The organism is Citrifermentans bremense, from assembly GCF_014218275.1.
GTDB lineage: Bacteria > Desulfobacterota > Desulfuromonadia > Geobacterales > Geobacteraceae > Geomonas > Geomonas pelophila.
Genome location: NZ_AP023213.1, coordinates 2,252,997 through 2,273,242 on the forward strand (window position 1 = coordinate 2,252,997; position 20,246 = coordinate 2,273,242).

Sequence of the window (20,246 nt, forward strand, 5' to 3'; positions counted from 1 at the left end):
GGGGGGGAAGCCCCCCGCCTTTTGCAATCAGTCCGCAGCGACCACGTGGATGGCGACGATCGCGGCCACGGCACCCGCCCAGTAGATCCAGCGCCCTTCGCCGAAGTGCACCTCGCAGAACTCCTTCCAGGTGAGCCCCGTGTGGGTCTTTCTCGCGCGCTGCTCCTGGGCGGGCTGCCCCTGGATGTCGTTGGCCGCAACCAGGGTGACGGCAGTTTCCTGGCTCGGCATCAGGTTCAGGGCGCGGGGAGCTTCCGTCTGCTGCGCCGGCTGGGCGTTGGCAAGGAGCGCCACATCCTGGGCGCCGGCTGCCGCCGGTGCAAACGAGACGAGGCAAACGAGGATGGCTAATTTCTTGAACATGGGTCTCCTCCTTCTTTTCTGGGGTGGTATTTCAGCTCATAGTTAGCGCCACGAACTGGCACGTTTGTGAAGACAAAGCTCTGTCAGCGGGCGAACAGGCTGTACATTCTAGCAGATTTACCTGTATAATCACGGGCGTTCGCAATTTTATTTTAGCCAGGCGAGCCTTTGTTCCATCGCGGAAGGCGAAGTTCCCCACTGTGTGAGCAAAAGCTCCCGCATCTGCAAGCGAAATCAAAACGGAGACAGCATGGAAAGATACCAGACGCAGCAAAGAACAATCACTATCGCCCAGGAGGGCGTCATGAGGGGAGTCTACGGGTGGATGGGGGGCGGCCTCGCGCTCACCGCCCTGGTCTCGCTCATGACCGCTTCTTCTCCGGCGCTGCTTCAGGCCATCCTCGGCAACCGGATCCTCTTCTACGCTCTGGTGTTCGGCGAACTGGGGCTGGTCATCGCCATAAGCGGCGCCATCAACAGGATCAGCGCCACCACGGCCAGCGCTCTTTTCCTGGTCTACGCCGCGGTGAACGGGCTCACCATGTCGAGCATCTTCGTGGCCTACACCTCGACCTCCATCGCCTCCACCTTCCTGATCACCTCGGGGATGTTCTTCGCCATGAGCCTGTACGGCTACCTCACCCGCAGCGACCTCTCCTCCTGGGGGAGCTTCCTTTTCATGGGGCTTGTCGGGGTGGTGATCGCCTCCTTGGTGAACATCTTCTTGCAAAGCTCCATGCTCTCCTGGGTCATGAGCGTCTGCGGCGTGATCGTTTTCACCGGCCTCACCGCGTACGACACGCAGAAGATCAAGCAGATGGGGAACGCCGGGCGCAAGGGGGCGGTGCTTGGCGCGCTCACCCTCTACCTCGACTTCATCAACATGTTCCTCTCTTTGCTGAGGCTTTTCGGCGACCGCCGTTAAGCGCCTGGGCGCCGAAACGAAAAGAGCCCGTGATCGCTAGTCGCGACCCGGGCTCTTTTTTTTCGCAGGGCAGGGGAGGGTCAGCGCAGACGTATCCCCTCCGGGGAGATCTCGATCACCCCTTCCTTGTACAGGTTCCCGATCACGGTCTTGAAGCTCTTCTTGCTCATCCCGAACATCTCGGAAATAAGCTGCGGGGATGACTTGTCGCCCACGGGTAGAAAGCCCCCCCTCTCGCTCAGCACCCGCAGCACGCTCTCCCGGCCGCCGTGGAGATCCTTCCCCCCGTCTTTTCTGAGCGTCACGTCGATCTTGCCGTCGGGCCTGATTTTTTTGACGAACCCCCTGGCGCTGGCGCCCACCTCGAAGCTGCCGTACAGCTCGCTCTTGAACAACAGCCCGTCGTAACGGCCGTTGATGATGACCTTGGCCCCCAACTCTCCGAACTGGTAGAAGGTGAGCATTACCTCTTCTCCCTCCTTCAGTTCGATGCGGGACTTCTCCAGGAACTTCGAAAGCTTTGCCGACGCGGCGATGCGGTCGGAGCGGTCCAGGTAAACCCGCACCAGGTGCCGCTCCCCTTTGTTCATCGGCTTTGGCTGTTCGCTAAAAGGTACCAGCAGGTCCTTTTCCAACCCCCAATCCAGAAACGCGCCCACGTTGGTGACGTCCTTCACTTCCAGCACCGCGAACTCTCCCACCTGCGCCTTGGGGGTCAAGGTGGTGGCCAGCAGTCTGTCCTCGGAGTCCAGGTAGACGAATACCTTTACATGTTCTCCCGGGTGCAGCCCCTCCGGGACGTACTTGGTCGGCATCAGGATGTCCCCCAACTCCGAAACCAGGAAGGCGCCGATGGCGCTGATTTTCTTCACCTCAAGCCTGTTGTATTTACCTATTTCCAGCATCTGGTTGGCGCTCCATTTCATGTTGCGGCGCACCGTAACATTACAAAATACTATTTTATTTTTAAACAAATATTCCGATTACTATAGCAGATCCGGCTACAAAGCCCGACAGGTTTTTTCCTCTAACCGCTGAAGGGTGTGGCAATCGAGATTACTCGTTCAAAAATAGCTGCTTAGCTGCCGTTCATTCGGGTCCGGCCGCTGTTTTTTCATCTGGACAGGCGGCAGGAATCCATATTAAGGTGTCATGTTTACCCTCTTGTCGCCGCTCATGACCGCGTCTCCCTCGGCAAAGGGTGGCTCAATCACCATAACTCCGGTTGATTCCCTGGAGGCTGTTTGTTACCCATCAGTCTGAAAACCAAGATGACCGTCACCATCTCGCTGCTGATAGCGGGGCTGTTGTCCATTCTGGCTCTTTCCACCCAGATGTATCTTGTGGATCAGCTAAAGCAGTTGCTGTACACCCAGCAGTTCGACATGGTCTCGGCCCTGGCGGACCAGATCGACGACAAGATACTTTCTTCCCAGACCGAGCTCGTTGCCACGGCCGGCACGCTCAGCAAAGGCGCGGTCAACGACCCGTCTGTCCTCAGATCGTTTTTCGACGACCGGCCCGATACGCTGGCGATGTTCGACAACGGCCTGTTCCTTTTCTCCAGCGACGGGGTGCTCATCTCAGGCAACCCGGCGGAGCCCACCCTCCTCGGTAGGAACTACCTGCAACGCGACTATCTGAAAAGCACGCTCGCCACCGGGAAGCCGCAGATATCGGAACCTTTCATCTCTTCGCAGCCGCACCACCACCCGATCATCATGTTCACCGCCCCCATCTTCGGCGGCAACGGGCAAATTACCGCCATCCTCACCGGGAGCATCGACCTCACCAAGAACAACTTTCTGACCAGGATCGGCAGCGTGGTCCTGGGCGACGAAGGTTATTTGTACCTCTACAACAGGGACCGGACGATGATCGTCCATCCCGACCGCAGCCGGATCTTCCGCAGGGACGTTCCGGTTGGCGCCAACATCCTCTTCGACAAGGCGATAGCCGGGTTCGAGGGGACCGGTGAGACGGTGAATTCCAGAAAGCTGCAGGTGATCAGCTCCTTCAAGAGGTTGAAGTCGACCGGCTGGATCCTCGCCTCCAACTTCCCCCAGAAGGAAGCCTACTCCCCCATCCATAAGGCGCGGAGCTACATACTTTTCGCACTGGCCGTGGTGTTGCTCATCGCGATCCTGGTCGTCTGGCTCTCGATGAAGTTCCTCACCGCCCCGCTTCTGGCCTTCACGCAGCAGATCCGCTCCATGACCGAGCACAAGGAGGTGGCCCAGCCCATCTGCGTCAGCGCCGGGGACGAGATCGGGGTTCTTTGCGACGCCTTCAACCAGCTGCTGAAAGAGGTTGAGGCGCAGAAAGGCGAGTTGAAGAGGCAGCTTGACTTCTCCAGGATACTCATCGACATCATCCCCATACCGGTCTACTACAAGGACGCCCAGGGGAGGTACCTTGGGTGCAATCAGGCCTTCCTCGATTTCAACGGCCACACCCGCGAAGAGCTCATGGGCAAGACCGTCCACGACGTGGTCCCCACGCACCTGGCCGAGAAGTACCACCAGTCCGACCAGGAACTCTTCGCTGCAGCGGGAGTTCAGGTTTTCGAGGCGAAGGCGCTGCGCGGCAACCTCACCCAGCGTGACGTCATGTTTTTCAAGACCACCTTCCCCGACAGAGACGGGAGCCCCGGTGGGATACTCGGCGCCATGCTGGACATAACCGAACACAAGCAGGCCGAGGAAGCCCTGCAGGCACAGAAGGAGTTCGCCGAAAACCTGGTGATGATGTCCACCGTGCCGACCTTCGTTCTCGACCACAGTCATCGCGTCATCATCTGGAACTCCGCCCTGGAGGTTCTGACCGGCATAAAGGCCGCAGATGTGCTAGGCCTGGAGAACTGCTGGAAGATCTTTTACGACAGCGAGAGGCCGCTTTTGGCGGACCTGATCCTGGACGATGCGCTCGACGACCTCACCAAGTATTACAGCCGCAGTCAGCGTTCTCCCCTGATCGACGGAGGGATCCAGGCAGAGGGGTGGTACCGGGATCCGGCTGGAGAGGGGCACTACATCGCCATCAGCGCTGCGCCCATCAGGGACCGTCACGGTTCGCTGGTCGGGGCCCTGCAGGTTATCGAGGACATCACGGAAAGAAAGCGCGCCCAGGATGCGCACGAAAAAACACGTCGGCAGCTGCAGCTGATCCTGGATGCAGCGGGCGAAGGGATCAACGGGGTCGACACCCAGGGGAGGATCACCTTCGTCAACCCGGCGGCCGCCGAGATGGTCGGCTGGAGCCAGGAGGAACTGCTCGGCCGGAACCAGCATGAGCTGATGCACCACAGCCGTGAGGACGGCTCCCCCTTCCAGGAACCGGAATGCGCAGTCGCCGCCGCCTGTCGCGAAGGACGCCCCTACAAGGGGAGCGACGAGCTTTTCTGGCGCAAGGACGGCACCAGCTTCTACGCCGAATGCAACTGCAGCCCGATACGAGAGGACGGCGAACTGGTGGGCGCGGTGATTATCTACAAGGACATGACCGAGCGCAGGCAAGCGCAAGAACAATTGCTGAAGCTGTCCCAGGCGGTCATGCAGAGCCCGGTTTACATCATGATAACCGACACTAACGGCAATATCGAGTTCGTGAATCCGCGCTTTACCCAAGTGACCGGCTACGAAGCGGACGAAGTCATCGGCCGCAACCCGAAGCTGCTGCAAAGCGGCAAGACTTCGCCTGCGCTCTACCAGGGGCTCTGGGACACGATAACCTCCGGGCGGGTCTGGACCGGCGAGCTCTACAACCGGTACAAGAGCGGTGCGACGCACTGGGAGCACGCCACCATCTCCCCGATCAGAAACAGCGCCGGCGTCATAAGCCACTTCATGGCGTTCATGGAGAGCATCTCAGAGCGCAAGAAGCTCGAAGAGCAGTTGCGCCAGGCTCAGAAGATGGAGGCGATCGGCCAGCTTGCCGGCGGCGTCGCCCACGACTTCAACAACATATTGACCGTGATCATGGGGTTCGGGCAGCTGCTGCAGCACTCCCTGCCGTCAGGCGACCCGATGCTCGAGAACATGGAGCAGATCCTCGATGCCGCCGACCGGGCCACCCATCTGACCAGGAGCCTCCTTGCCTTCAGCCGCAAACAGGTTATGCTGCTGCACCAGGTGGAATTGAGCGAGCTGGCGAGAAAGCACGTGAAGTTCCTGGTCCGTATCATCGGCGAGGACGTGACGCTCAAGACCTCATTCTGCGATGAAGAACTTATGGTGACGGCCGACAGCGGTCAAATCGAGCAGGTGCTGATGAACCTTGCCACCAATGCGCGGGACGCCATGCCCGGCGGCGGCGAGCTGACCATAAAGACCGAGGCGGTGCAGTTGGACAAGGAGTTCCACCGGCTGCACGGGTACGGCATGCCTGGCCGCTACGCGCTGCTTACCGTGACCGACACGGGCACTGGGATGGATCCCGAGACCCAACAGAAGATCTTCGAGCCATTTTTCACCACCAAACTCCCGGGACGCGGGACAGGTCTCGGCCTCTCCATCGTTTACGGCATCATCAAGCAGCACGGGGGGTACGTCACCATCTTCAGCCAGCGCGGGTTCGGCACCACCTTCAGCATCTACCTCCCATTGAACGCCGCAAAGGCGCAGCCGGTAGAAAAAACGGCCGGCTTCGTCCCTGAAGGGGGGAGCGAGACCGTTCTGGTCGTCGAAGACGACGCCGCGGTCGGTCGCCTCGTCGAATCGGTTCTGAAGAGATACGGGTACAACGTGATCCTGACAGAAAGCGGAGAGGAAGCGCTGGAGATCTACGAGTCGAGATGGCGCGACATAAAGCTCGCGCTTCTGGACGTGATCATGCCGAAGATGAATGGCAAACAGCTCTGTGAAAAGCTAAGAGAGCGCTCGCCGCAGCTGAAGGTACTCTTCTTGAGCGGATACACCGCCGACTTGATCCAGGACAAGGGGATCTCCATGGACGGTGTCGACATCATCCGCAAGCCTGCGAAACCCATAGAACTGGCCAGGAAGGTCCGCGAGATGCTCGACTCCCAGTAAAGCGGCATTGCCCCCCCGCTCGTTCCCGCATAAAAAGAGGGGAGGGGGGCTCATTCTGTAGAACAGGAAAGTTTGCTAGCGCGGCAGCAGTTGCACCGCAACCCGCTCCCCCCCCCTCTTCCACGCATTGAAAAAGGGGAGGGGAGTGTCTTTTGTTGCTTGTTCTTCTTTTAATTCAATCACTTACAAGGAGGTCCGCCATGCTGATAGAGACTATGACCATGGAGGAGTTTTCCCGGGGGCTCTCGGTCAGCAAGACCGTCTATATTCCTTTCGGTTCCGTCGAAGAACATGGCAGCCACTTGCCATTATCCACCGATACCATCGAGGCCTACGAGGTCGGCAAGCGCGCAGCCGAAAGAATTCCGCTTTTTGTCGCGCCGCCGATTCATTATGGATCCTGCCGTTCGACCTCGTGCCATCCAGGGACCATATCGATCAGCACGGCGACCTTGAAGTCGCTGCTCAAGGATATTGTGCGGTCACTGCACTCGCATGGGCTCATGAATTTCATAGCGCTCACCGGTCATGCCGGCGGCTCGCACAAGATGGCGTTGCAGGACGCCGGCGAGGAACTGATACGCGAACTGCCGATGATCAACATGGCAGTCGTCACCGAATACGATCTGGCCAAGGAGGCTGGCGCCGGGATCATCGAGACCCGCGGTGATGCCCATGCCGGCGAGATCGAGACCTCGCGGATCATGCATTCACATCCGCACCTGGTCAAAGGGCTTGCCGAAGCGGAGTACCCGTCGTTTCCCACCGGCATACTGGTTCGTGACAAGCGGAGCTTTTGGCCTGGCGGAGTATGGGGGGATCCCGGCAAGGCGACCGCGAAAAAAGGGCGGTTGCTCGAATCATTGGTCGCCGACAAGGTCGTAGAACTGGTAGAGGCGCTGGAGAGCCGGCGCTGGTAAAAGTGCCCAAAAAAGCGGCTTCCAAATTTGCCGTTTAAAGGGACTTTTTGCATGGGTGCAGGGGTAGGCCTGCACCCGTTTTTGGTAAAAAGGCAATAGAAGCGGTTTTACACAATAGGTGGCTCGCAACGGACCGGTCTTTCGGAAAAGAAGGAACGGCAAGAGCAAGAGGAAGGGTTTGAAGTCAGGCCGGTCAGGTGTCGACGCCATTGGGCCGCATTCTGACAACACGCGCGAACCAGACCAGGGGCAGTGAAACTTTTTCAAACCAAAGAGAGCGGCGTGTCACGCCGTGCTATATAATAGGAGCTGTCATCCGGAGAGGGTGATAACCGGATGACAGCGAAGAGCCCTCCAGCGAAACGATCCTGCCACGAATCCCTTCGAACGCGAAATGCATCTTGCCCCCCTCAGAACTGCGCGAACCCAGATAGCCAACTTGACATAATATATCTTATGGGACGTTACTAATACCTATCGCCGCCCCCTTGCTCCCACGCACTTGGCGGAAGTAAAATACCTGCTAGCGCTGAAGTAAAAAGGCGACAATAAGTAAAGGCCACCCCGTTGGCACCTAATATTGCGGAGCCCCCATTACCTGCGAAGCGCAGGCTTTGCCTAGACCTCGTTTCCTTGAAAATACAACTGAGTACACACCCACAAATTTGTTGCTCCCTTTACCTTGGCCAAACTGATACCGCGTTATCTACCGTCGTCATCGCTCGACTGACTTGATCACCTCGGCAACCGGTTGTATGCCTCATCGGGCACCGGCTCAAGCCATTCGGTGGAACCGCCCTCTGCGGGGACTTCTACTGCCACATGGGAGAACCAACTATCCTTTGCCGCTCCATGCCAGTGCTTGGTTTCTGGTGCGATATTGACCACGTCGCCGGCGCGGAGATCCCTCGCGGCTTTTCCCCATTCCTGATACCAGCCGCGTCCGCCAGTGACGAGCAAAATCTGTCCTCCCTTGTGATGGATATGCCAGAAATTTCGGCAACCTGGCTCAAAGGTAACATTGCCTATGAACACCCTTTCCGTCGACAGCATCTTAAGATAGCTTGTGCCGGTAAAGTATTTGGCATATTTTTCGTTCTTCTCTCCGACGGGGAAAATACCGCCATTGCGAAGGTCACTGTGTTGCTGACTCATGTTCTTCTCCTTTTGGAGGTTCGCAGTAGCCTCGACGTTATCCATGGCAGGGCGGTCTCCAACCGGTACTTGCTTACTGGACGCCAAAACCTGGTCTAAAACGACTCCAGCGTTCTCCGCAACCTTCGGGCCGCACTTTGTGCTCAGAACACCAATAAGATCCCGCAACTGCTCGGGGGACAGACCGTTGTGCAGAGCTATGGACAAATGCCCCTGCAATTGCGGATTGACGCCCTCGATATTGGCCAGAGCCGCTACGGTTGCCAATTCTCGATCTTGCCAATTCAGCACGTCGCGCTGAAAGATGTCGCCGAAGAGGTGGGCCTTCAAGAAATGGTCGATTGCCGGGGCAAAGTCAAAAATCGGGCCGGTCACAGGTTGTCCGACTAGCCTGGTCTGGTTTTCGGCGCCGAATTCAAGGCTAGTTCGGCTTGTCGGCAGAGGGCTTGCTCCCCTCCCCTTCTCGTCCCTAATACCTTCTTTTTCTCGCTCGCTTATGAGAGTCATGAATGTGCCAATGCCGTTAAGGCTTCGGGGAAAGCCTGCATAGGCGTAAAGCTGAACCAGGATTTCCTTGATCTCACTCACGGTAAGACCGGCATCGAGGCCATCACATAGTGCCACTCTTAGCTTGTCGAGATCTCCGTTGGCAGTGAAAGCGGCGATGGGGATGATTGCCCGCTGTTTCACATTTAGATGATTTTGCATGGTCTGCGCCTCCGATATAGCAGTGATCAACATCGCGATACAAGCGGATGCCAGGATAAGAAGTGGTCTCATGTCCCTCATTTACTCCTCAGCGGCCCGGGGGGCTCTCGTTTCCAGTTAGCGCCCCACCCTCTTCTGCAGGTGGGCAGGGTCCCAGCCGGCGGCTTTTTAAGCGAATCCTGAAAAAGGGAGACAACAATGTCCTTACTTGATGCCAGCCTCAAGGGATTTCGAAGCTGGCCCTTCGCCAATTAGTTCCCTGAAAGTCATGGTACGGAGAGCCAAACGACTGATTCGAAGCCCACTACGACCGAGATGTGTGATTGCATGACAGCTCTCCTTGAAAGTGGTGTGACTCAAGCGGAATGCGCCCGATCGACGCGAGACGTCACAAACACCAGACCCGCTGCAATGAGCAACAAAATGGCGCTGGCAGCAAAGGTGCTCTGGTAGCCACTCGTGTCGAACAGCAAGCCGCCCACGGTGGAACCAATGGCAATGGCCAATTGTATTACAGCCACGATCAGCCCGCCACCTGCCTCTGCATCGTGGGGCAGGGTCTGAGCCAACCAACTCCACCAGCCCACGGGCGCAGCGGTGGCAACCAGTCCCCAACAACCGAGCACCATCACCACGGCTGACACCCAGCCGCCCCAGACGATCAGTGCTAGGGCAATCATAGCCATTAACACTGGAAGGACGATCATCGTGGGATATAGGCCAAACTTCTTTAGCACAGTGCCGATGAGTGTGGTGCCTATGAAGCCCGTCACGCCGATCACAAGCAGGATGAGCGACAGCGCGTCCACGTCCACTTGCGTCACCGTCTCTAGAAACGGACGCACATAGGTGAACAGCGTGAACTGCCCCATAAAGAGAATGCTGCAAGCGGCCATACCCAAAGCGACAGTACGGCTTTTCAGCAATTTGAATATGTTGCCCGAACTCGCTCTTGTCTCTACCTGCATTGAAGGCAAGCTCATCCATTGCCAGACGAGGGCGATCAATGCCACCGGTACTAGGCAGAAGAACGCGCCTCGCCAGCCGATGACCGAGCCGAGGTAACTACCTAGGGGAGGCGCTATAACGGTTGCCAAGGCGTTGCCGCCATTGAAGACGGCCATCGCGCGCGGCACTTGGTTTCCAGGCACCAGCCGCATGGCCGTAGCCACCGATAGTGACCAGAACCCACCTACCACCACGCCGATGAGCGCGCGACCCACCATGTAGATGACATAGTTCTGCGCCAGAGCGATGACCGCGCCGGACAGGGCCATCCCCCCCGTCAAGCCCAGCAGTAGCGTCTTACGATCCATACTGCCGGCCAGCGCGGAAATGAACAGGCTCGTCACCACTGCGAAGGCGCCGGAAATCGCGATGCCTTGCCCTGTCATCCCTTCGGTGACGTGCAGATCGGCAGACATTGGTGTCAACAGGCTGACAGGCATGAACTCAGAGGCGATCAACGCGAACACGCACAGCGTCATGGCAAAGACACCGCTCCAGTACGCAGGTCGTGTGCCTGCCTCGTCTTGCGAAAATTCACCCTGATCTAGGGAGTCACATACTTGCGTAGTCATGGAGTCGCTGCTCATATCAAGTTCTTTCTGAAGAACGAGGTCAGCTTGTCCCAAGGGATCAGATTGACCCGGTCGTAGAGATCCACATGCCCCGCACCTTTGACGAGAACCAGCTCCTTGGGTTCAGCTGCTCGCTTGTAGGCATCCTGACTGAACTCGATGGAATGTGCTTTGTCGCCAGTAATGAACAGCATGGGGCGAGGAGAGATCGTCTCAATATCTTCAAAGGGGTAGAAGTTCATGAACTTCACGGCACTTGTCAGTGTCGGGTGCGTTGTCAGTTCCGGTAATGAACCTTTAGGGGTGAAATCACCTCGCGGCGTACGGTAAAAATCATAAAATTCACGCTGGATTGGATGTGTGTCTTTCGTTAATTCGTGCACTGTACCGCTTGTGTATTTAGTTTCGCCAACAGAAAATTCGCCATAACGCTGCTGAGCCGCTTCGGCAATGATCGCTTTTCTCTGCTCAATGGTTTGTGAATGATTGAGTGCATTACGGACTGCCGCACCCATGTCGTACATGCTGACGGTGGCAATTGCTTTCATGCGGGGGTCAATCTTGGCGGCACTGATCGCAAAACTCCCGCTGCCGCATATACCAAGGACACCAATCCGCTCACGATCCACAAATGATTGGGTGCCTAGATAATCGACCGCCGCACTGAAATCCTCTGCATAGATATCTGGTGAAACGGCATTACGTGGTTGACCTTCGCTCTCGCCCCAGAAGGACAGGTCGATCGCCAGGGTTACGAAGCCCTGCTCGGCCAGTTTCGTGGCATACAAGTTCGAGCTTTGCTCTTTGACGGCCCCCATGGGGTGGCCGACAACTATTGCGGGGTTCTTGCTTCCCTGCTTTATGCCCTTGGGAATGAACAGGTTTCCTGCAACTTTCATCTTGTATTGATTGTTGAATGAAACCTTCTGCAATGTGACCTTGTCGCTTTTGTAGAAATTATCCGCTCCATGAGACATGTCGGCCCCCAATGCGATGCTAGCTGATAATAACAAGCCTGCAAAAATCGAAGTGACGATACCCAATCTGCTTGTAGAAGATTTGTGTTCCATGTTTAGGCTCCTTGAATAAGTAGCTACTTCACAGCCAGCTTGAGGATACCGGCGATTCTCTCCTGGGGATACATTTTGTCCATGCCCCAGAGTTGTGCGTTACCGAAGGCGTTCGCTGCGATCGGTTCGACGGCATCCACCGTAAGACTGGCTTGCGCAAAGGTGACCGGAGCGCCGATGGCGCTGAACCATTCGGTCATCCTGGTAATACCTGCATCGGCGTCATCAACGCCGAACACCTTCTTTGCGAAGCGCTCAAAACGTGCCGAGTTTTCGTTTTTGATCGACTTCATCCATGCGGGGAGTACGACAGCCAGACCGGCACCGTGGGGGACGTTGTAGAGCGCAGACATGGCATGCTCGATCATGTGGGTATCGTAGGTGTTGCCCTCCACACCGACGAAGGTATTGCCATTCAGTGCCATTGTGGAAGCCCAGGCAAATTCGCCACGTGCATCATAGTCGTTCGGATTTTCGAGCAGGATGTTTGTGGTGCGTATAACCGTGTCCAGGATGTTTTCGATCAAGGCTGCGTTGTAACCGGGGAAATGACTGGCGGTGAAGTAGAGGTCGAGGCAGTGGGCAAAAATATCGACGGCGGAGTAGGCGAGATACTCAGGTGTGACCGAGGCCATCAGTTCTGGATTGATGACAGACACTTTCGGGAAGAGGTGCGGTGACATGATCGCGAACTTCTGGCGAGTTTCATCATTGGTCACAACACCACCGGTGTTCATTTCACTGCCAGTGGCTGCCAGTGTCATCACGGAGAAAACTGGAATAGCTTCTTTAACCATGGCCTTGCCATCAAAGAAGTCCCAAACATTACCGTCATATTTGGCACCCGCCGCAACGGCTTTGGCAGAGTCGAGGACCGACCCTCCACCAACGGCCACGATCCCTTTCAGCTTGTTCTCCTTTACGCTCTTGATGGCCTCTCGTACTTGACTGATCAGGGGGTTGCTGATAATGCCACCCGCCGATTCGTAGACAACACCCTGCGCTTCGAGGGATGCGGTAACGCGTTCGAACAGCCCGTCTCTTTTGATCCGTTCCGATCCGTATAGGATTAGGACGCTGCCCACACCGAACTCGTTGACGTATTGCCCGATGTTGAGTTCTTTGCCTTTGCCAAATTCAATCCTCGTCGGGTTGTAAAAAGTGAAGTCGCGCAATTTGGTTCTCCTTGCTGTTGCTTTGTTTTCTTGGTTGTATATTAGAAACCTACAGTTGATTTGGAAATACACATACCTATCCGTTTTTTGCACAATCCTACAATTGGCAACGTTTTATGTAGGGCGCTCACACAAAGGGGGCAGCTCTGAAATGAGCTGCCCCCTTTGTGTGAGCATCTGTTATGAGGTTCCAGCGGTGCAGGCGTTTTGCTAGCTGGTGATTCCAGCGGCTCCACGACGCAACTGGGAGATATCGCGCAGCGGTGGCGCCCCGAACAGTCTGCTGTACTCGCGGCTGAACTGGGACGAACTTTCATACCCAACCCGGAAGGCTGCGCTCGTTGCGTCAAGGTTTTCCGCAAGCATTATGCGCCTCGCTTCCTGCAGGCGGAGGTGTTTCTGGTACTGAAGCGGGCTCAAGGAGGTCATTGACCTGAAGTGACTGTGAAAACTGGACGGACTCATGTTGGCACTTTCGGCGAGGTCTTCGACCCGCAACTGCTCGCAGAAATTCACCCTCAGCCAGTCAATTGCGCGGGCAACTTGATGGCTGCTGCTTCCCGCTGATGCAATCTTGCGCAGTCGTGCTCCCTGCTCTCCGTTGAGTAATCGAAAGAGAATCTCCCGGTGAAGCATCGGTGCAAGAATGGGTATGCTCTCGGGTTCGTCAAGCAGACTGGCCAGCCTTTGGATCGCTCCCAACAGGGGGAGCGTCATTTCGCCGGTTGCTATGGCGCGTTCAATGGTTTTCGTTCGCGGTGAGGGCAGGTTGCTGTCTATCATCAGCTGCGACAATTCGCGCATATCAAACTTCAACAACAATCCCAGGTAGGGCTCTTCAGGTGTTGCGGATATCACCTGATAAATTGTCGGCATGTGGACCGACGCAATCAGGTAGTTATTGGCGTCATAGATGAACGTCTCGTCTTCGAGATGGATTTTTTTGGCGCCCTGAGCAACCACGCAAACGCTTGGTTCATGCACTCCGATTCCCGGCTCAGTCGGGTGGTTGTGGTGAAAAAAGGTCAACCCGGGTATCGCCGTCTGGAGGACTTCACGGTTGGTGGTCCATCGGGCAATGGTCTTGGCCAAAGTCTTGAGTGCAACATCCCAGTTGATTACCTCGTCAGCGTCTAAATTCTTTTGTTTTGTCATGACTTTCTCCAACCTTTACTTCTTAAACGATATCATCTGCAAATTTCCGCAACAATACAAACTCCTCAACCGCCCGGAGAGGCTCTCGTTGTCTGTTACCGCCCCACCCTCTTCTGCAGATGGGCAGGATATCTATCGCCATGCACCTCTATTTTCGCTAAGGCACGCGCGATGTTGCCGAGATCCTCAGACGACAGCTCAACGTCGGCTGCGCCAAGATTTTCATCCAGACGTTGGAGCTTGGTGGTACCCGGTATCGGCACGACCCACGGTTTTTGCGCCAACACCCACGCCAGAGCGACTTGGGCCGGCGTCGCTTGCTTATCAGCCGCAATTTCCTTTACGAGGTTGACCAGTGCCTGGTTGGCATCGAGATTCTCCGGTGAGAAACGCGGGACGATGCTGCGGAAATCAGAGCTGTCAAAGGTTGAATTCTTGTCAAAGCGACCGGTTAAAAAACCTTTGCCGAGCGGACTGAAGGGCACAAAGCCAATGCCGAGTTCCTCAAGAACTGGCAGCAGTTCATCATCGGGCTGTCGCCACATCATGGAGTACTCGCTCTCGACCGCCGTGACCGGAAGGACCGCGTGGGCTCGGCGGATGGTCTCGACTCCGGCCTCTGATAGGCCGAAATGCTTCACCTTCCCCTCGGCAATCAAGTCCTTTATCGTGCCGGCAACGTCCTCGATCGGAACATCAGGGTCGACGCGGTGCTGGTAGTATAGATCTATGGCCTCGACCCGGAGTCGTTTCAGCGACCCCTCGGTCACCTCACGGATATACTCCGGCCGGCTGCTAAGAACCTGTCGATTGTCGGTGCGCCCGAGTTCGAATCCGAATTTTGTGGCGATCACCACCTCTCCGCGCAGAGGTGCCAGGGCCTCGCCCACGATCTCTTCGTTCTCCGCGCCGTAAATCTGTGCTGTATCGAAGAAGGTGACCCCACGCTCTGCGGCCGCGCGGACCAGCTCAATGGCTTGCCGCCTGTCGGTTGCCGGTCCATATCCATGACTCAGGCCCATGGCGCCGTAACCTATGGCTGAGACTTCCAAACCCTTTCCCAGCAATCGCTTCTTCATGGTATATATCCTTTAACATCCTCGAGCAGAAACGCTTATGGCGCCCATCGAGGCGATGTTGTGGTGCGGTCCTATGTGTCAGAGATCGAGTTTTCTTTCACCCAACCACTTGACCATCGCAGGGTCGCGGTGATCGAAGAAGCTGCTCTGTTTCTGGTCCAGAGTCGCGATAGCCGCCATGTCCTCGGCGCTGAGTTCAAAATTGAACACATCGAAGTTTTCCCTTATGCGGTCAGGGTGTACCGACTTTGGGATCGAGACGACACCCCGTTGGATCAGCCAACGAAGGACGACCTGCGCGATACTTTTGCCGTATTTCTCCCCGATGGACCTCAACAGTACATTGGCAAACAGATCATTCCTGCCTTCCGCAAAAGGCCCCCAAGATTCGATCTGAATCTGGTTCTCCTCGAGGAACTTTTGCGTCTCGACCTGCTGGCAGAACGGGTGGGTTTCGATCTGGTTAACGGCTGGGATCACCGTGTTGTGGACGACGAGATCCATGACCCGGTCCGGGTGAAAGTTGCTGATCCCGATAGCCCTAATCTTTCCTGCACGGTAGAGCTCTTCCATCGCCCGCCACGAGCCGTAGACGTCGCCAAAGGGCTGATGGATCAGATAGAGGTCTAGGTAATCGAGCTGCAGCTTGTTGAGAGATCTTTCAAAGGCCTGCTTGGTGCTATCGTAGCCCGCGTCCTGGGTCCACAGCTTTGTTGTTACGAAAAGTTCCTCTCTGGTAACGCCGCATTTCCTGAGCGCATTGCCGACAGCTTCCTCGTTCATGTAGGCCGCCGCAGTGTCTATCAGTCGGTAGCCCGCATGGAGGGCGTCGCAGACGCTCCGCTCACACTCGTCGGAATCGGGCACCTGAAAAACGCCAAAGCCCAAGATAGGCATTTCGACGCCGTTATTCAGAACAACTTTTTCCATAGTTAATGCCTCCTTGTGACGCACACCGTTTTCATTTCCTTGAATGTAACAGCAACACAGTCGACAATAGGCAGCCGACGCCGCTCAGGGCGACGACCAGTCCCAGCGGCCAGGGAGTGCCGTCACCCCACAGTCCAACCAGTCCAGAACCAAAGATGCCACTTCCATACTGGACAGCACCCGTCAATGCCGAGACGGCACCGGCCCGCTGTGGGAAATCGGTCAGTGCGCCGGTGATAGAGTTGGCGACGATGAGCCCCGTAGTTGACGCGAACAAAAACAGTGGCATCACTAGTCCCCAAAGTCCCCCCAGACCGCTATGCGCCGCGAACCCGGCCCACATGCCGGTGGCTGAGGCCGCAATGGCTCCAGCCACCAGGATCCGGTCATAGCCGAAACGCCCGATCAGCCACCGGTTCAGGATGTTGGCCCCCATGATACCGATGATCCCCATGCCAAACAGCAGACCGTACAGACGAGCAGGGAAATGGTAGTAGCTGATGTAGACGAAGGGTGTGCCCGCAACGTAAGCGAACATGCCGGCATAGAGAAAGCCGCCCGCCCCCAGATACCCAAGCAGCCTGCGATTTCGCAGCAGCTCAAAATAGCTGAACAGCGCCCTACCGAGCGGTTCTGTGTTGCGGTTGCGTTGAGGCAGAGTTTCGGGGATGGTGCAGAGCGCCCCGAGGGTCACGAGCCCGACCGCGACCAAGAACCAGAAGATCGCGCGCCAACCAGACATCCAAACAATTTGCCCACCTAACAGCGGACCGACCAGGGGCATGACGGCCATCACCGTAATAAGCGTGGACAGCATCTGGGCTGCTTTAGTCCCCTCGTAAAGATCACGTACCATGGCACGCGAAAGAGCAACACTTGCGCAAGCGCCCAACGCCTGCACCACCCGCCATGCGATCAACGTCAGGGCATCGTTGGACAGCGCACAACCGACTGAACCAAGCACGAACAGGATCAACCCGCTGCCGATAGCCAAGCGACGACCGTAGCGGTCGCTGAGCGGCCCCCACAACAACTGTCCAAAGCTGAATCCGACTAGATACCCTGAGATGGTCCACTCTATCAGTCCGGTACCCGCGTGCAAGGAGCTACTCATCAGCGGCATGGCGGGTAGGTAAAGGTCAGTCGAAATCGATGCGAAGCCCATCAAAAGGCTCAGCACGCCGAGCACATACCATCCCGGTCTGGGTTCCTCTAAAACTGAAACCTCGTTATCCACCCACAGTTTAAGTTGATCCACGTCGGCCATTTAAAACTCCTGGGCCCAGAACGTAACCCTGTTGCCGTCCGCCGCTTCAGGCTCGGTCGTTACGTATGGTTTGTTCCCTTGATCGTTCACATGCAGCCCCTTTTTGTTAAGCCGGCTGTTCGCCGGCTATTTTTCCTTCTACCTAATGTAGTTCCACTGCAACTTTCGGAAAAGGAGCAGCCGCGGAGGCTGCCGCAGTTCCCCTGCCAAGCCAGGCAATGGTCTGCCCGAGATGCTCCATATTGCGAATGGCCTCTTCGTCGTCATGCACCTCTTCCTTGGCGCACCCCACGCCGAGATTCCAGTAGATAGAACCAGGCACGATCATCGATGAGGTGAGGAACATGTGGTTTATGGTGTCGAAAACGTGAGTCCCCCCACCACGGCGCACCGCCACCACTGCAGCACCGATCTTGCCGCTGAAGGCACCGCCATTCGCCAAGGCGACGAAGCCTGCCCGATCAATCAGGGCCTTCAGCTCGGAGGTGACATCGGCGAAGTACGTCGGAGAGCCAAGTATGATCGCATCGGCGGCGAACATCTTTTCGATCACATCGTTCATGCTGTCGCTTTCAATAGCGCACTTGCCGTTCTGTTTCTCAACGCACTTCATGCAGGCTATACAGCCCCTAAGGGGCTTCCCGCCAATACGCAGGTACTCCGTGTCCCAGCCGGCGGCTGCTAAAGGCTCGAGGGTCTTCTTGAGCAGGATTTCGGTATTGCCGCCCGGTCTTGGGCTGCCGTTTATCGCAATTGCTTTCATTTCGTTATCCTTTACCTTTGTCATTTACAATGCCATCTGTAAGATCTGAAGGGCCTCTTCCTTGCCGATTGATGTGAGGATACCCAATTTCCCATTTTCCACAGCTTTGGCGGCCATCATTTCCAGGTCTTCTTCCTTTACCCCTGCCTCGCGCAGGTTCGCCGGCATCTTGATCCCGGAATAAAATTCTTCGAGCTTCCTAACGCCTTCCTCTGCCGCTTTGGCATCGTCAGCTTCGCGGACATCCATCACATTCCGCGCGAACTTTGCGAAGATCGGCAGATGCTCCGGAGCGGTACTCATGGTGTGACGCATCCAGGCAGGGGTCAGTAGCGCAAGAGTGACACCATGAGTCATATCGTACCTGCTGGAAAGCTCGTGCCCCATTCCGTGCAGCGGGAAGGGAAATCCCGGCTTACCGAGTACAAACTGGAACCCGGCCAAGGCCATAGAGCTGGCCCACATGATATTGGCACGAGCGTCGTAGTTTTTCGGGTCAGTGAGGATCTTCGGTGCCTCCTCCAGAACTGCCTTCATGACCCCCTCGTTCATGCGGTCCTGAACGGTCGTCGCAGCGTCGGGAGTAAAGTATTGCTCCATCAGGTGGCAGAAGATGTCGGCGACGCCGGCCATCGAATGATACTCAGGCACCGTATAGGTGTACTCGGGGTCAAGAATGGAGAACTTCGGATTGAGTAGAGGATGCAGGACGACCTTTTTCTTGTGATCGTTCCCAACGGTGATGACACCCCCCATATCCAGTTCGGAGCCGGTTCCCGCCATGGTCAGGATAGTCGCCAGCGGAGCAACGGCAGTGATCTTTGACGAGATACCCGATTCATCGACGAAGAGATCCGTCACGGGGCCGTGGTATTTCACGCCGGCAGCGATAGCCTTGCAGGCGTCCAAGGTCGACCCGCCCCCTACGGCCAAGATGAAGTCGCAGCCATTTTCACGGTAGACCCGAATCCCTGCCTCCACGCTCTCGATCCTCGGGTTGGGTTGAATCCCGCTCAGCTCCACATGTGCAAGACCGGCCTTGCGGAACTGCTCGAGGATCACCTCGTAGATGCCGTTTTGTTTTATGCTCCCGCCGCCATACGCCAACAGCACCTTTGAGCCGCCATGGGTCTTGATAGTTTCACCCAAAATCTGGATTTGGCCCTTTCCGAAATAAGCCGTGGTGGGAATGCTATAAACGAAATTATTCATGCTGATTCTCCTGTACGTTATTGAGTTGTGTATAAAAAATGTCTGGTCGGCTCCCGGCAAATGCTCCTTCACTTCGGCGCGAGTTCGCCGTACCAGTAAGCAGCGGTTACACCGCCATCCATGAGAAAATCGCTGCCGGTGATGAACGTGCCTTCCGGTCCCATCAGCAGAGCTGCAACGGCACCCACCTCGTCCGGAGTGCCGATACGCCCAGCCGCAGAAAGTTCAATCATGCGCCTGTACCCGGGGCCGCGGGGACCGGCTAGTTCGTCCTTAGCAAGAGGTGTGCAGATGATGCCGGGGCTGATGGTGTTGACCCGTGCACCACGCTTGCCCCAGCGCACCGCCTCTGCCATGACCCGTAACGAATTTCCGCGCTTTGATAACTGGTAAGCATTAAGCGGGTCGGTCACCACGTCTGGCTGAAGCATCGGCAAGGCGAGCAGCTCTTCGGTGGGTGTAGTTGCCAGAGCGCTGTTCTGTTCCGTTGACAGCGCTGGGAGGCGGTGGCCCGATTGAGAGGCAATCACAATGCCCGCACCGCCAGGAGCGATGACACTGCCGAATTCTTCGAGTACCAGTGCGGTGCCGTAGAGATCGACCTTCAGGATCGTCTCAGGAGCCGCCTGCGTAGGGGACACACCGGCAGCATGAATGACTCCAGCTATGGCGCCAATCCCTGTTGCGCTCTCGACGAGTGCGTGGACCGAAGCACGAGATGATACGTCTACGGTTGTGGTGCTCACCTCGAAACCGGCGTCGCTTAGGACTTTCGCTGCAGCCTCGACATTATCCTGGCGCAGGTCTGCCAGCAGGACGTGTTTGCCTACGCCAACGCGCCGAGCGATAGCCTGACCGATCAATCCAGCACCAATGACTACGATGACGTTCTTCATGGTTGACTCCTTATTGAC

General features: G+C 56.6%; 16 protein-coding genes. 3 read left to right on the forward strand and 13 right to left on the reverse strand.

Translation table 11 applies throughout. The annotated features are described in order from the left end of the window. Positions 1 to 27: 27 nt before the first annotated feature. Complete coding sequence (locus GEOBRER4_RS09935; protein WP_185242156.1) at positions 28 to 363, reverse strand: hypothetical protein; 336 nt, start codon at positions 361 to 363, stop codon at positions 28 to 30. Positions 364 to 667: 304 nt separating this feature from the next. On the opposite strand from GEOBRER4_RS09935, the gene GEOBRER4_RS09940 reads away from it, so the two are divergent. Further along, positions 668 to 1,288 (forward strand): Bax inhibitor-1/YccA family protein, encoded by a 621-nt coding sequence (locus GEOBRER4_RS09940; protein WP_449727630.1) that lies wholly within the window; start codon positions 668 to 670, stop codon positions 1,286 to 1,288. Between the two features lie 80 nt (positions 1,289 to 1,368). Here the strand turns inward: GEOBRER4_RS09940 and GEOBRER4_RS09945 are convergent, their stop codons facing one another. After that, positions 1,369 to 2,214 carry a CvfB family protein gene (locus tag GEOBRER4_RS09945; RefSeq protein WP_226377757.1) on the reverse strand — a complete coding sequence of 282 codons (846 nt, stop codon included), beginning with the start codon at positions 2,212 to 2,214 and terminating at the stop codon, positions 1,369 to 1,371. 318 nt (positions 2,215 to 2,532) lie between these two features. On the opposite strand from GEOBRER4_RS09945, the gene GEOBRER4_RS09950 reads away from it, so the two are divergent. Continuing rightward, positions 2,533 to 6,318, forward strand: coding sequence for a PAS domain S-box protein (locus GEOBRER4_RS09950; protein WP_185242158.1), 3,786 nt, complete (start codon positions 2,533 to 2,535; stop codon positions 6,316 to 6,318). A gap of 200 nt (positions 6,319 to 6,518) precedes the next feature. Continuing rightward, positions 6,519 to 7,238: a creatininase family protein gene (locus GEOBRER4_RS09955; RefSeq protein WP_085812743.1), complete on the forward strand. Its 720-nt coding sequence runs from the start codon at positions 6,519 to 6,521 to the stop codon at positions 7,236 to 7,238. Between the two features lie 735 nt (positions 7,239 to 7,973). Here GEOBRER4_RS09955 and GEOBRER4_RS09960 read toward each other — a convergent pair. From GEOBRER4_RS09960 to GEOBRER4_RS10010, 11 genes are all read right to left on the reverse strand, one after another. Beyond that, positions 7,974 to 9,173 carry a carboxymuconolactone decarboxylase family protein gene (locus tag GEOBRER4_RS09960; protein ID WP_185242159.1) on the reverse strand — a complete coding sequence of 400 codons (1,200 nt, stop codon included), beginning with the start codon at positions 9,171 to 9,173 and terminating at the stop codon, positions 7,974 to 7,976. Positions 9,174 to 9,457: 284 nt separating this feature from the next. Further along, a complete protein-coding gene (locus tag GEOBRER4_RS09965) occupies positions 9,458 to 10,681 on the reverse strand; it encodes an MFS transporter (protein ID WP_185242160.1) in 1,224 nt (407 codons plus the stop codon). An 11-nt stretch (positions 10,682 to 10,692) separates the two neighbouring features. Next, positions 10,693 to 11,751, reverse strand: a complete 1,059-nt coding sequence (locus GEOBRER4_RS09970; protein ID WP_185242161.1) for an alpha/beta hydrolase — start codon at positions 11,749 to 11,751, stop codon at positions 10,693 to 10,695. A 23-nt stretch (positions 11,752 to 11,774) separates the two neighbouring features. Further along, positions 11,775 to 12,926, reverse strand: a complete 1,152-nt coding sequence (locus GEOBRER4_RS09975) for an iron-containing alcohol dehydrogenase (RefSeq protein WP_185242162.1) — start codon at positions 12,924 to 12,926, stop codon at positions 11,775 to 11,777. A 210-nt stretch (positions 12,927 to 13,136) separates the two neighbouring features. Continuing rightward, positions 13,137 to 14,081: an AraC family transcriptional regulator gene (locus tag GEOBRER4_RS09980; RefSeq protein ID WP_185242163.1), complete on the reverse strand. Its 945-nt coding sequence runs from the start codon at positions 14,079 to 14,081 to the stop codon at positions 13,137 to 13,139. A 95-nt stretch (positions 14,082 to 14,176) separates the two neighbouring features. Continuing rightward, the gene (locus GEOBRER4_RS09985) at positions 14,177 to 15,160 is read right to left on the reverse strand and encodes an aldo/keto reductase (protein WP_185242164.1); all 984 of its coding nucleotides are present in this window, start codon (positions 15,158 to 15,160) and stop codon (positions 14,177 to 14,179) included. A gap of 78 nt (positions 15,161 to 15,238) precedes the next feature. Further along, complete coding sequence (locus tag GEOBRER4_RS09990; protein ID WP_185242165.1) at positions 15,239 to 16,090, reverse strand: aldo/keto reductase; 852 nt, start codon at positions 16,088 to 16,090, stop codon at positions 15,239 to 15,241. A gap of 31 nt (positions 16,091 to 16,121) precedes the next feature. Continuing rightward, complete coding sequence (locus GEOBRER4_RS09995) at positions 16,122 to 17,357, reverse strand: multidrug effflux MFS transporter (RefSeq protein WP_185242166.1); 1,236 nt, start codon at positions 17,355 to 17,357, stop codon at positions 16,122 to 16,124. A 142-nt stretch (positions 17,358 to 17,499) separates the two neighbouring features. Further along, positions 17,500 to 18,120: a flavodoxin family protein gene (locus tag GEOBRER4_RS10000; protein WP_185242167.1), complete on the reverse strand. Its 621-nt coding sequence runs from the start codon at positions 18,118 to 18,120 to the stop codon at positions 17,500 to 17,502. Positions 18,121 to 18,144: 24 nt separating this feature from the next. Further along, positions 18,145 to 19,332: an iron-containing alcohol dehydrogenase gene (locus tag GEOBRER4_RS10005; protein WP_185242168.1), complete on the reverse strand. Its 1,188-nt coding sequence runs from the start codon at positions 19,330 to 19,332 to the stop codon at positions 18,145 to 18,147. Between the two features lie 68 nt (positions 19,333 to 19,400). Beyond that, positions 19,401 to 20,228, reverse strand: a complete 828-nt coding sequence (locus tag GEOBRER4_RS10010) for an SDR family oxidoreductase (protein ID WP_185242169.1) — start codon at positions 20,226 to 20,228, stop codon at positions 19,401 to 19,403. Positions 20,229 to 20,246 lie beyond the last annotated feature (18 nt).